Genomic DNA, 13,850 nt, shown 5'->3' on the forward strand with positions numbered 1-13,850 from the left:
AAAACTCCTTTTTCTTTATGTTTTATATTTCAGCGGTAAATACACTACTTTTTTTGTTTCAAAAAATTCTTCTTCAAAATAATCAGAAAGATTGTGTTGTATTGCTTTAGGAAATAAAGCTAGTTCCTCAGTAAGATCACCTCCTTTAAGGTATAAAATCCCGTTTTGTAATTCGTGATTGTTTTTTTTGGCAATATTTTTTCGTACCCACTTTACAAAATCAGGCATATTAGTTACTGCGCGACTTACTATAAAATCAAAACGACTATCAAAAGTACCAGCTCTTCGTTGTTCTGCTTTAATATTATGTAAATCTAATGCTTTTGCCACTTCATTGACCACTCTGATCTTTTTGGCAATAACATCCACCAAATAAAACTGAGTTTCGGGAAATAAAATCGCTAACGGAATCCCAGGAAAACCGCCGCCAGTACCCACATCCAATACATGTGTCCCCGGTTTAAACTCTAGAATCTTTGCGATTCCTAAAGAATGTAAAATATGACGCTCATACAAAGATTCGATATCTTTACGAGAGATCACATTAATTTTAGCATTCCATTCTGTATATAAATCTCCAAGTCTCGAGAACTGTAATCTTTGTTCTTCAGTTATGTTCTGAAAGTATTTTTGTAGAATATCCATCAAATAGTAATTAAAGCACAAAAATACACCTTAAGATGAGATATTTTACTTCTTTTTAGGAACTTAAAAAAATTTAAATACCTAACTTTACCCAATATAATTATGACAAATATCGTTTGATCATAAACCTCAAGCTCATGACTGCACCAAACATACGCTTTAGCAGAGAAGATTCTGCTAAATTCTTTAAAACATTGAATAAACGTGTAAATCAATATTTTAAAGACAACAATATTAAACGAACAGGAAACTGGCGATTGCATATTAAAACTATCGTTATGTTTTCTATTTTTCTGACTCCTTATTTTTTAATTCTCACCCTTGATATTTCACAATGGTGGATGCTACTACTTACTATAGTAATGGGAGTAGGAATGGCTGGCGTGGGCATGAATGTCATGCATGACGGTAATCATGGTTCATATTCCTCAAAAAAATGGATCAATAAGCTAATGGGTGGTAGTATGTATATTCTGGCGGGTAATGTATACAACTGGCAGGTACAACATAATGTTTTACACCATACGTATACAAATATTCATGGTCATGATGAAGACATGGATGCTGGTCGAGTAATTCGTTTTACAAAACATTCAAAATGGAGACGTTTTCATAAGTTTCAACATTATTATTCTATATTCCTTTATGGTTTACTAACTTTTAACTGGGCGTTGACCACAGATTTTAAGCAAACTAAAAACTATCTTGCTCGTAAGCTTTCTTATGGTAAATTGCCTAGCCCATTAAAACAATGGAGTACTGTAGTAATAACTAAAATTATTTATCTTTTGATCTGGATTGTAATTCCTATGATCATTATGTCTATCGCATGGTGGAAAATCTTAATAGGATTTTTTATAATGCATTATGTTGCAGGATTAATATTAAGTGTAGTATTTCAATTAGCACATATGGTAGAAGAAGCACAAATGCCAGTACCGGATAGTACAGGAACTATGAAAAACACCTGGGCCGTACATCAATTATTTACTACAGTTAATTTTTCTACAAAAAACAGATTAGTAAATTGGTTTACTGGTGGCTTAAATCATCAGGTAGAACATCATATTTTCCCTCATATAAGTCATATTCATTATACTAAAATCTCTAAAATTGTAAAACAAACAGCTTTAGAATTTAATTTACCATATAACGAGTACAAAACCACACGCAAAGCTATTATTGCCCATTTTAAACACCTTAAAGAAATGGGGATGAAGCCTGCCATACAATCATAATTTTTATTTACCAGATAAATGAGCACACAAGTATCAGAAATGAGCATACAATTATCAGACAAAATCAATGCGCTTAAAGCATCAGCTACATTAGCAATGGCTGCAAAAGCGCGTGAACTAAGAGCCGAAGGGAAGGATATTATTGGTCTTAGTCTTGGAGAACCAGATTTTAACACTCCAGATTTTATTAAAGAAGCTGCTATACAAGCTGTAAATGACAACTACAACTCCTACACACCGGTTGATGGATATGTAGCGTTAAAAGATGCAATTATCACTAAATTTAAACGTGATAATGGTCTTACTTATGACCACTCTCAAATAGTTGTTTCTACTGGAGCAAAACAATCTCTTTATAATGTTGCTCAAGTATACATTAACCCTGGGGATGAAGTAATTCTACCATGTCCTTACTGGGTAAGTTATAGTGATATTGTAAAACTTTCTGGGGGAGTTCCTGTAGAAGTAAAAACTTCTATTGATACGGATTTTAAAATGACCGCCGAACAGCTCGAAAAAGCGATTACGCCAAAAACCAAAATGCTATGGTATAGCTCTCCCTGTAACCCAAGTGGATCTATTTATAGTAAAGAAGAACTAAGAGCTTTGGCAGACGTTCTACAGAAATACCCTAATATTATAGTAGTAAGTGATGAAATATATGAGCATATTAATTATGTTGGTAGTCATGCTTCTATGGCACAATTTGAGGATATGTACAACAGAACGGTAACTGTTAATGGGGTTGCTAAAGCTTTTGCTATGACAGGATGGCGAATAGGATATATTGGAGCACCCACTTCTATCGCTCGCGCATGTAATAAAATGCAGGGTCAGGTAACTAGTGGAGCTAATTGTATTGCCCAACGAGCTGTAATTACTGCTCTTGAGGCTCCGGTTAGCAAAATTCAATATATGGTTGATGAGTTTAAGGAACGAAGAAAACTAATACTAGGGCTATTATCCGAGATTCCTGGGTTCGAATGTAATGAACCAGAAGGAGCATTTTATGTTTTTCCTGACATCTCTTATTACTTTGGTAAAACATTACAAGGACACACCATCGAAAATGCTACAGATTTTTCAATGTTTTTATTAGAAGAAGCTAATGTTGCCACAGTAACAGGTATTGCTTTTGGAAATAGCAATTGTATTAGAATATCATATGCTGCCAGTACAGAAGAAATCAAAGAAGCGACCAAAAGAATTAAAGAAGCCGTGAGCTAATAATGTAACGGTTTTAACTTTTTATAAATATGCCAATGCCTATAAAATAAGGTATTGGCATATTTTTTTAGCAAACGTTAAGTAAATTTTAACCTTTTTTTACAATTTTTAAAACTGTCTTCTATACTAAATAAACGAAATTAGAGTTATACTTTTGCCATATCCCGAATATTTGTTTTACAAAAAACAAGTATTCAAAAAGAACCAACTTAAAACCAATTGTTATGGATACTCTAGAAAAGGAACGTATCGTCAAAAAAAATGTCCTTGAAATTTTTAAAGAAAACTTTGACGTCTCTCACACAGATGATGAAATCTTAAACATCAAACCCGAAAAAGAGTTTAGCACTAACTACATTAGATTTTATGAATCAATATTAGATATTTTTCTAATTGAAGATAGAGAACTAAAAAGCATAAAAGGAACTGTAAAAGACACTATCAAAAAAGTTGCCGAATTATGGCCAATAGTACCAAATTCTTCTGCGACCTGGGAGTGGCAAATGCAATAAGCCAAGTTATTTTATTATCTATTTCGCCAAAAAAACGGAGTAAGAAGTATAAGTACTGTAAAGAGTTCTAACCTTCCTATTAGCATAAGGAAGGAGCACCACCATTTTCCAAAGGCTGGTAGTACATCGAAGTTATTTACTGGGCTAAGTTTACCAAAAGCAGGACCTACATTACCTAGAGAAGAAGCTGCTCCACCAATCGCGGTTTCAAAATCTAATCCTAATGCACCTAACACCACAGAACCAATAATAAAGGAAAGCATATATAATATAAAAAATGCAAGTATATTAAATACGATTTCCTTAGAGACAGATCTTCTATTATATCTTACGGGTAATATTGCTCTGGGATGCAGCGTTCTTTTAAATTCTAAAATCCCATTTCGAATAGTTATTAAATGTCGTACTACTTTTATACCTCCCGAGGTAGATCCGGCAGAACCACCCAGAAACATGATTCCAAAGAAAAAAACTGTTAAAAACGATGTCCACATTGTAAAATCTGCACTTACAAAACCTGTAGTAGTAATTACTGCAAGTACTTGAAATAACGCATGACGAAAAGCACTTTCTGCTTCTCCCCACACCATTGGATGATCAATAGAGGAAATAGACATATCTGCTTTACTATATATTACAAGAGTAGCTATTGCTGTAAATATAATAACAGAAAGGGCATAAAATTTAAATTCTTCATCTTTTATAATTTTCTGAACTTTACCCTTAAATCCAAAATAGCTAAGCACAAAATTCATCCCAGCCAAAAACATAAACAGTATGATAATATATTGTATCAGCGGTTGATCGTTCCAGTAGGCAACACTTGCATTTTTAGTAGAAAACCCTCCTGTAGACAATGTACTTAATGCATGGTTTATTGCATCAAAGAAATTCATTCCTGCCAGTTTTAAAAGAATAGTTTCTGCAACGGTATATCCAAAATAGATCAACCATAATCGTTTTGCAGTATCTGTAATTCTAGGGTGTAATTTATCTGCACTTGGCCCAGGTGCCTCTGCAGCAAACAGTTGCATCCCTCCTATTCCTAACAATGGTAAAATAGCAATGGCCAATACAATAATTCCCATGCCTCCAATCCAATGCGTTAAACTGCGCCAAAACAAAACTCCTTTAGGGATAATCTCTATTTCATTAAGAATAGATGCACCTGTAGTTGTATACCCCGACATGGTTTCAAAAAAAGCATTCGTAAAAGATGGTATTGCTCCCGAGAATAAGTAAGGTAAGGTTCCGCTAAGAGACATAAATATCCATCCAAAGGTTACAACAATATACCCTTCTCGTTTATTGATTTCTTTTTGATGCTCTCTCGTTAAAAACATTAAGATAATCCCAATAAACATCGTCGCTAAAGATGCCATCATGATCTCTAAAGTAACTCCATCTTTATAGATAAAACTAATACCAGTGGCGATTAGCATAAACCCGCCATTACAGAGTAACAACAGCCCCATGATATGTGAGATAATCTTATAGTTTAATCTGTACATCTTAAAGGAAAAGCTTTTCTATTTTCTTAATAGATTTTGGCAAACAACATACCACTACCCGGTCTCCGGCCTGAATATAAAAATCTCCTAGCGGGATCATCCCTTCTTCATCTCTAATAACTCCAGCAATTATAGCAGAACGTGGAAAATCTAAATCTTTGATTAAATTATCACTTACTTCTGAAGAAGATTTAACAATAAACTCTAACAGCTCGGCATTCATATTATTAAGTTTGGTCATTGCTACAACCTCACCTTTTCTAATAAATCTAAAAATATTGTTTGCAGCCAGAAGTTTCTTATTGATTAAGGTATCTATACCTATAGAATGAGACAGCTGAAAATAATCCATATTTTCTACTAATGCAATAGTTTTTCTCACTCCCTTAGACTTAGCTACCAGGCAAGACATTATATTAGTCTCAGAATTTCCTGTCACCGCTATAAAGGCATCCATCCCATCTATTCCTTCTTCTTGTAGTAGTTCTACATTTCGCCCATCACCATTAATAATTAAAGCATTAGGTAGTTCATCGGCAAGATCAAAAGATTTCTCTCTATCTTTCTCAATAAGTTTTACTCTAAATTTATGATCACAAAGGTCACGAGAAGTCTTATAACCAATCTTACTCCCTCCCAGAATCATTACATTCTTGATTTGTTCTTTAACTTTTCCGGTTAACTTATACAACTCTTCTACTCCACCTTTAGAAGTTACAAAATACACTTGATCTCCTTCTTTAAAAGTAGTATCTCCTCTAGGAATTAAAGTATATTGAGTTCCGGAGCGTTGAATTGCGATAGGCATAAAGTGTAATTCTGGAAACACCTCTGCTGCCTGTCTCACCGTTTTACCAACAAATAATGCTTCTTTAGATAAGGTAGTTCCTACCATCGTTAGTGCACCATTCTCGAATTCGTAACTCCCGTGAAATGCCGATTGACTAAGCAATAATTCTATTTCACTAGCTGCCAAGGCCTCTGGAGAAATAAGCTCATCAATACCAAATTTAATAAATCCTACTTCTTCTTTATTTTCTATAAACTCTGTATTCGAAATCCTGGCAATTGTACGTTTAGCTCCAAGCTGTTTTGCCAATACACATATTGTAATATTGGTCGTTTCGCTAGAGGTAACACTAATTACCATATCTACATTATCTACTCTTGCTTCTTTTAAAATAGCTATTGAAGTAGAATCTCCTTTAATAACTCTAATATCAAGGTGAGTATCTGCATAATTGAGGCATTCCTTATCTGTATCTATAAGAGTAATGTCCTGGGATTCAAACGAGAGTAATTTCGCCAAATGAAATCCTACCTCACCAGCTCCGGCGATTATGATTTTCATTGGTTTTGTTTATTGTTTTCCATCTAAAGATAAAATCAAACTAAGACTAAATACTACACTTCAAAATAACAAGAAGTAATGTCTTAGAATATAAAAGCGTACAAAGATAATGTAAATTGACTAACTGGTAAAATTTGATGATCTCCAACTTCAATTCTGATACTTCTGATCGTATTTTTTATCATTCTGTAATCAAAAATCACAGCTTACAAAAACCTTTATTATAGAACAAAATCACATTTTTTTGCTTAAACAACAAAACTCAGGATTAGTTCAATATCAAAAATGTATATTTGCCTAAATTTTTTTTAATGTCAGAAAAAATAACTCCATATAAAGATAAGACCCGGTCTAAAAAAGAACAGGTTGCAGAGATGTTTGATACTATTTCAGAGAATTATGACGGGTTAAATCGTGTTATCTCTTTTGGCATTGATGTAAAATGGCGCAAAAAAGTAGTGAAACTTGTTAGCAGAACAAGTCCTAAAAGAATTTTGGATGTTGCTACAGGAACTGGTGATCTGGCTATAAATCTATCAAAAACAGGGGCATCAGAAATCATTGGCCTTGATATTTCTACAGGAATGTTAGAAGTTGGAAGGCAAAAGATTGCAATAAAAAAATTAGACACCATTATTAATATGGTACAAGGAGATAGTGAAAACCTTCCTTATGATGAAAATTATTTTGATGCGATAACCGTAGCTTTTGGGGTACGAAATTTTGAAAATTTAGAAAAAGGACTTTCAGAGGTATTTAGAGTTCTTAAACCCGGAGGGATTTTTGTAGTTTTGGAAACTTCTATTCCTACGAAAACCCCATATAAACAAGGATACAAGTTTTATTCGACAACAATACTACCGCTTGTCGGCAGGTTATTCTCAAAGGATAAATCTGCTTATTCTTATCTAAGCGAAAGTGCTGCCGCTTTTCCTTATGGAGAAGCCTTCAACAATATTTTGAAAAAAATCGGGTTTATAGAAGTCAAAGATAACCCACAAACTTTTGGCGTGGCTACAATTTACACAGCTACAAAATAATAGTGCCATAATAAATGAGAGGGTTAAACCATTAAAAGGTTAATTTTAATTTAGATGAAAAGAATATTTATCTTAATAGTTGTTTTAATATGTACTCAAAACATGAGTGCACAGTTATTTTCTAAAGAAAAGGTACAAAACCTTCAAAACTTCGATAAGCCAAGATTCAGTTATGGCTATATTCTTGGATTTAACCTTTATGATTTTAATTTTGATTATACAACTGATGCACCAGAAACCGATATTATACATGACGAATCTATAGGTTTTAGTGTAGGTCTTTTAGGGAATCTGAGGTTAAATGATTATTTTGATCTTAGATTAGAACCTATGGTTACTTTTAACACTCGAAATCTAAGATTTTCGAATCCTCAATTCACTTCTGATCTTGAATCTGTACGAGAGGTTAAATCAACATATGTTCATGTGCCCTTATTGTTAAAAATATCGACCAAAAGAATCAATAATATTAAACCTTTTATTGTTGGAGGCGTTTCTACCTCTATAAACTTATCTAGTAACGAAGATAATCCCGATGATAATAGTGTAGGACAATTTAGAATGAAAACCAATACTAATTATTATGAAATTGGTTTTGGTATAGATTTATATTTACAGTATTTCAAATTTACTCCTTCTATAAGAGGAGTTTTTGCTATGTCCGATGAATTGGTAAAAGATAATGATCCTAATAGTCCCTATACTTCGACTATTGACAAAATGTCGACAAGAGGGATTTTTATAAATTTCACGTTTCAATAATTTTACTTAGCTAAGATCTTCTAAATTCACTAAGTACAATAGCTGTTGCGGTAGCAACATTAAGACTTTCTGTCTTTTGATCTGATCCAAATTGCGGAATCGTTATCCTATCTTTAATAAGACTCTGGATATCTTCAGAAATTCCATTTGCTTCATTACCCATTATAACAATAGCATCTTTAGGTAATTTCTCTGTATAAATAGAGTTTCCATTCATAAAAGTGCCAAAAACTCTGGAATTTGGTGTTTCTAAAGTTAAAAAATCCTTTAAGTTCACATAACTAATATTTACCCTTGTAATAGATCCCATTGTAGCTTGTACCACCTTGGGATTATAACAATCTACCGTTTGTAAAGAACACACCAAATCCTGTATTCCAAACCAATCACAAAGACGAATTATCGTTCCCAAATTACCAGGGTCTCTAATATCATCTAATGCCAAAATCAAACCGCTTGAGTTTGTTGTTTTCACTTCAGGGATATGAAATACTGCCAATGCAACTTGCGGGGTAGTTAAAAAACTAATCTGTTTTAACTCCTCCTCTGTAATACCATACTCTAAGGTCGTAGAAACATCAAAGATTCCCGCCTCTAATGTAAAGAGAGAATGAAGCCTAAGATTAGCTGCAAGTAACTCCTTAATCACTTTTTTACCTTCTGCAACAAACAATCCATGTTGTTTTCGGTATTTTTTTTGATATAAACTCTTTATTAATTTCTTTTGGTTTTTGCTAACCATACAAATAGTGTATTTTTGAATCAATGAATGAATACAGGTTGAAACACTTTCTGACAAAAATATTATTAATTACCTTAACTAGCATCTTTTTATTTTCGTGTAATGCGGTAAAGAGAGTTCCTGAGAGTGAATATCTTTTGAAAAAAAATCAAATTTATGTTGATAGTGCTAAAACTAAGGACCCAAAATTGTACAATCAACTATATCAAAAACCCAATATTAAACTATTAGGAATTCCTATTAGGCTTCACATATATAATCTAGCCAGTGTAAATCAAGATTCTTTATATCAAGATTGGTTAACAAGAAAACCTAAACGAGAAAAACGAATCACCAAGTTTCTTTCAAAAAAGCAAGTAGATAGATTAGGTGTAGGATTATCTCGTATTAATGAATGGCTTAAAAGTACGGGAGAGCCTCCTTCAATTATTGATGAATCAAAAGTAAAACGCTCTATAAAAAGATTACAAGCTTACTATTGGAATAACGGCTGGTTTAATATTGAAGCAGATTATAAAATTAATACAGAAGATAACAAAACCGCAACGGTAGATTATTATGTAAAACCGCACCAACCCTATTTTATTGATTCACTTAAAACTAGAATAGAGTCCAAGGTTGCGGATTCTATTTACAAACTTAATACTGAAAAATCTACAATTGTTTCAGGAAAACAATACAAAACTCTGGATATAGAAGCAGAACGAGAAAGACTAACATCATTATACCGAAATTCTGGACTCTATCACTTTGAAAAAGAATTTATAAAATTTGATGCCGATACAATTAATACAGGTCACAAGGTAAACCTAAATTTACTCATAAAGAATCGTTCTATTACCTATGGAGATTCTACTGCCAGAATTCCCTTTAAGGTTCATAAAATAAGTAAAGTGAATATTTTTACCGATTATTCATATCAAAATCGAAATCAAAAACCCAAGGATAGCACTTTTTATAAAGGATATAACATCTATGGGTATGACAAAATAAAATACACCCGTAAGGCAATTACAAATTCTGTTCTTATCACTCCTGGTGAGATCTTTAGAGATAAAGACCGCACAAATACTTATAACCAAATTAATAACTTAAGAACATTTAAATACCCTAACATAAATTATGAGATTGATCCCAACGATCCATCTGGAGAAAATCTTATTGCTAGTATTCTATTAACTCCAAGAAAAAAATACAGTACAAATATCGATTTTGATGTATCGACTTCAAATATTCAGGCTTTTGGTATTGGTTTCGGGGGATCTCTTTTAATACGAAATGTTTTTGGAGGTGCCGAAATTTTAGAAATCTCGGCTCGAGGAAGTATTGGTTCTTCTAGCGATGCAGTAGATGGTGGTCAAAAATTCTTTAACATATCAGAAGTAGGAGCAGATGTAAAATTATCATTTCCAAAAATACTTTTCCCACTTAGGACCAATAAAATTATTCCAAAACATATGTCACCGACCACTAATCTTATTTTCGGAATGAATGTTCAGCAAAATATCGGTCTTGACAAACAAAATGCTACAGGAGTATTTAATTATCGATGGAAACCCAGCAATATCCTAACCAATCAATTTGATCTTGTAAATATACAATACGTTAGAAACTTAAATACCAGTAATTATTTTAACATTTATAGCACTTCATTTAATAGGTTAAATAATATTGCTACAAGAGTTCTTGATGTAGATTCACCATTCTTTTCTCAACCAGATACAGGCACTCCAAATATAGATAATGCTGTATTACAAATACCTAGTGGAGCAAATGGTTTTATAGCACAATCCTTAAGCGCTACACCTGATCCCGATCTAACACCGGATCAATTACAGGAGATTCGAAATATAAATGAAAGAAAGGTAAGATTAACCGAAGATAACTTAATATTTGCTTCGAGTTACACATACACAAAGAACAATAGAGAAAATCTTTATGATGAAAGTTACTCGAGATTTAGAGCTAAAGTAGAATTAGCTGGTAATGTATTAAGTGCTATTTCGAACATATCGGGATTAAAAGAAAATTCTAATAAACGTTTTGAAGTATTTGGTGTAGAATTTTCTCAATATGCAAAAACAGAATTAGATTATATAAAACATTGGGATTTAGGAAGAAAAAATGTAGTTGCCTTTAGAGCTTTTGGAGGAATTGCTCTTCCTTATGGCAATTCTAACAGTGTTCCTTTTGCGCGAAGTTTCTTTGGTGGCGGACCCAATGACAATAGAGCATGGTTGGTATATGATCTGGGGCCAGGAAGTACCGGCGGAAGAGATGAGTTTAATGAAGCTAATATGAAAATTGCGCTAAATGCAGAATACCGATACAAAATTTTGGGATCATTACATGGAGCATTATTTATTGATGCCGGAAACATTTGGAATGTTCTGGATAATGTAGAAGAAGAAGATGCTACGTTTTCAAAATTAGATGATATACGGGAAATGACCGTAGGAAGTGGTTTCGGGTTTCGATATGACTTTAATTTTTTCGTTTTAAGACTTGATATAGGATTTAAGACTTTTAATCCAGCCAGAGACCAGGATAAACGATGGTTTAAAGGATATAACTTCTCTGAAGCTGTTTATAATTTTGGGATTAATTATCCTTTTTAGTTCATCTGTATCTTAGATAGTTTAATTAGAACATAAAACACTCGCATATTTCATTTTCGTAAAAAACCAACAATCATAATAATTAAAACAACCACAACTCTACCCGTTTTAATGATTATTTTAATCCTATCGGTTTCCGTATAATTTTACTATTTTTGTAGCCTTATAAACCAAAACTAAATTATGAGTCACAACATCAAACCAGGAGTTGCTACAGGAGACGAAGTCCAGGCAATTTTTAAATATGCAAAAGAGAAAGCTTTTGCATTACCTGCAGTTAATGTAATCGGTTCTAATTCGATTAATGCCGTTTTAGAAACTGCTGCAGAGTTAAATTCTCCTGTAATTATTCAATTCTCTAATGGGGGGGCGCAGTTTAATGCTGGAAAAGGCCTTTCTAATGAAGATCAAAAGGCTGCAATAGCAGGAGCAGTTGCAGGTGCCAAACATGTACATTTAATGGCTGAAGCCTATGGAGTACCCGTAATTTTGCATACTGACCACTGTGCAAAAAAACTACTTCCCTGGATCGATGGCTTATTAGATGCCGGAGAAGAATTTTACAGAGAAACCGGAAAACCATTGTACAGCTCACATATGATCGATTTATCTGAAGAACCAATCGAAGAAAACATCGAAATCTGTGCAGCATATTTGGCTCGTATGAGCAAAATGGGTATGACCTTAGAAATCGAACTAGGAATCACTGGCGGCGAAGAAGATGGTGTAGATAATAGTGATGTAGATGATTCTAAGCTATATACACAACCAGAAGAAGTTGCCTATGCATATGAAGAGTTAAGCAAAGTAAGTGATAAATTTACTGTAGCGGCAGCCTTTGGTAATGTGCATGGTGTATACAAACCAGGTAATGTAAAATTAACACCTAAAATACTTAAAAACTCTCAAGAGTTTATTTCAGAAAAATATAAAGTCGAGCATAACCACATCGATTTTGTATTTCATGGAGGAAGTGGCTCTACTGTTGAAGAAATAAGAGAAGCAATTGGATACGGAGTTATTAAAATGAATATTGACACTGATCTGCAATTTGCATTTAATGAAGGTATTCGTGATTATATGACCAATAATATTGAATATCTGAAGACACAAATAGGTAATCCTGATGGGTCAGAAGAACCTAATAAAAAGTATTACGATCCTAGAAAATGGTTACGAGAAGGAGAAATTACCTTTAAGAACCGTCTTAAAAAGGCATTCGAGGATTTAAATAATGTAAATACATTATAGAAGACTGAAAACTTAAGCTGAAACTCTTTAAATGAGTTTCAGCTTTTTTTAATTATAATAAAACTATATGGCTTGGTTTAAGAGAACACAAAAAGGTATACAAACTGCTACCGAAGACAAAAAGGATGTCCCTAAAGGACTTTGGTACAAATCTCCAACGGGAAAAATTGTAGATGCAGAACAACTCGAAAAAAACTTCTATGTAAGTCCAGAAGATGGATACCATGTAAGAATAGGTAGTAAAGAATATTTTGAAATCCTATTTGATGATAATAAATTTAAAGAGCTTGATAAAGGTGTTACCTCAAAAGACCCTCTTAAATTCGAAGACAAAAAGAAATATGTTGACCGTCTTAAAGACGCACAAGAAAAAACAAATTTAAAAGATGCAGTAAGAACAGCTGTAGGAAAATCCTATGGCAATGATTTAGTTATTGCATGTATGGATTTTGCATTTATTGGAGGTTCTATGGGTAGTGTAGTAGGTGAAAAAATCGCAAGAGCTGCTGATTATTCGCTAAAACACAAAATTCCATTTATGATTATTTCCAAATCAGGAGGTGCTCGTATGATGGAAGCTGCATTATCACTAATGCAATTGGCAAAAACATCTGCCAAGTTAGCTCAATTAGCAGATGCAGGAATACCTTATATATCATTATGTACAGATCCTACAACAGGAGGTACAACAGCTTCTTTTGCTATGTTAGGTGATATAAATATTGCAGAGCCAGGAGCATTAATTGGATTTGCCGGACCACGTATTGTAAGAGATACCACAGGAAAAGAATTACCCGAAGGTTTTCAAACTGCCGAATTCTTAAAAGAACATGGCTTTCTGGATTTTATAACTCCAAGACATGAACTAAAACAAAAAATAAACTTATATCTAAGTTTAATTCTAAATCGTCCTTTGGCAAATTAAGATATAATACATCTAGTTATATACAAAA

At 33.2% G+C, this 13,850-nt stretch carries 12 protein-coding genes; 8 read left to right on the forward strand and 4 right to left on the reverse strand.

Annotation, left to right across the window (positions count from 1 at the left end; translation table 11 throughout):
• Positions 1–15: 15 nt before the first annotated feature.
• Positions 16–645, reverse strand: a complete 630-nt coding sequence (gene rsmG, locus Z053_RS0110570) for a 16S rRNA (guanine(527)-N(7))-methyltransferase RsmG (RefSeq protein WP_025664985.1) — start codon at positions 643–645, stop codon at positions 16–18.
• A 137-nt stretch (positions 646–782) separates the two neighbouring features.
• On the opposite strand from rsmG, the gene Z053_RS0110575 reads away from it, so the two are divergent.
• From Z053_RS0110575 to Z053_RS0110585, 3 genes are all read left to right on the forward strand, one after another.
• Positions 783–1,883 (forward strand): fatty acid desaturase family protein, encoded by a 1,101-nt coding sequence (locus tag Z053_RS0110575; RefSeq protein ID WP_025664986.1) that lies wholly within the window; start codon positions 783–785, stop codon positions 1,881–1,883.
• A 39-nt stretch (positions 1,884–1,922) separates the two neighbouring features.
• Complete coding sequence (locus tag Z053_RS0110580; protein WP_025664987.1) at positions 1,923–3,110, forward strand: pyridoxal phosphate-dependent aminotransferase; 1,188 nt, start codon at positions 1,923–1,925, stop codon at positions 3,108–3,110.
• 224 nt (positions 3,111–3,334) lie between these two features.
• Entirely contained in the window at positions 3,335–3,622 is a 288-nt protein-coding gene (locus tag Z053_RS0110585; RefSeq protein WP_025664988.1) for a hypothetical protein, read from the forward strand.
• Positions 3,623–3,636: 14 nt separating this feature from the next.
• Here the strand turns inward: Z053_RS0110585 and Z053_RS0110590 are convergent, their stop codons facing one another.
• Together Z053_RS0110590 and trkA are read right to left on the reverse strand one after the other, a co-directional pair.
• Complete coding sequence (locus tag Z053_RS0110590; RefSeq protein ID WP_025664989.1) at positions 3,637–5,133, reverse strand: TrkH family potassium uptake protein; 1,497 nt, start codon at positions 5,131–5,133, stop codon at positions 3,637–3,639.
• 1 nt (position 5,134) lies between these two features.
• On the reverse strand, positions 5,135–6,484 hold the full coding sequence (gene trkA, locus Z053_RS0110595) for a Trk system potassium transporter TrkA (protein ID WP_025664990.1): 1,350 nt from the start codon (positions 6,482–6,484) through the stop codon (positions 5,135–5,137).
• Between the two features lie 311 nt (positions 6,485–6,795).
• Between trkA and ubiE the strand changes: the two genes are divergently transcribed.
• Both ubiE and porT read left to right on the forward strand, forming a co-directional pair.
• The gene (gene ubiE / locus Z053_RS0110600; protein WP_025664991.1) at positions 6,796–7,524 is read left to right on the forward strand and encodes a bifunctional demethylmenaquinone methyltransferase/2-methoxy-6-polyprenyl-1,4-benzoquinol methylase UbiE; all 729 of its coding nucleotides are present in this window, start codon (positions 6,796–6,798) and stop codon (positions 7,522–7,524) included.
• Between the two features lie 54 nt (positions 7,525–7,578).
• A complete protein-coding gene (porT, locus tag Z053_RS0110605; protein WP_025664992.1) occupies positions 7,579–8,286 on the forward strand; it encodes a type IX secretion/gliding motility protein PorT/SprT in 708 nt (235 codons plus the stop codon).
• 10 nt (positions 8,287–8,296) lie between these two features.
• Here porT and Z053_RS0110610 read toward each other — a convergent pair whose 3' ends face one another.
• Complete coding sequence (locus tag Z053_RS0110610; RefSeq protein ID WP_025664993.1) at positions 8,297–9,028, reverse strand: TrmH family RNA methyltransferase; 732 nt, start codon at positions 9,026–9,028, stop codon at positions 8,297–8,299.
• Positions 9,029–9,051: 23 nt separating this feature from the next.
• Between Z053_RS0110610 and tamL the strand changes: the two genes are divergently transcribed.
• From tamL to accD, 3 genes are all read left to right on the forward strand, one after another.
• Positions 9,052–11,646, forward strand: coding sequence for a translocation and assembly module lipoprotein TamL (gene tamL, locus Z053_RS0110615; protein ID WP_035095834.1), 2,595 nt, complete (start codon positions 9,052–9,054; stop codon positions 11,644–11,646).
• Positions 11,647–11,829: 183 nt separating this feature from the next.
• Positions 11,830–12,897: a class II fructose-bisphosphate aldolase gene (gene fbaA / locus Z053_RS0110620; protein WP_025664995.1), complete on the forward strand. Its 1,068-nt coding sequence runs from the start codon at positions 11,830–11,832 to the stop codon at positions 12,895–12,897.
• Positions 12,898–12,964: 67 nt separating this feature from the next.
• The gene (gene accD, locus Z053_RS0110625; RefSeq protein ID WP_025664996.1) at positions 12,965–13,822 is read left to right on the forward strand and encodes an acetyl-CoA carboxylase, carboxyltransferase subunit beta; all 858 of its coding nucleotides are present in this window, start codon (positions 12,965–12,967) and stop codon (positions 13,820–13,822) included.
• Positions 13,823–13,850: the final 28 nt, after the last annotated feature.

It is taken from the genome of Aquimarina megaterium XH134, from assembly GCF_000520975.1.
GTDB classification, from domain to species: domain Bacteria; phylum Bacteroidota; class Bacteroidia; order Flavobacteriales; family Flavobacteriaceae; genus Aquimarina; species Aquimarina megaterium.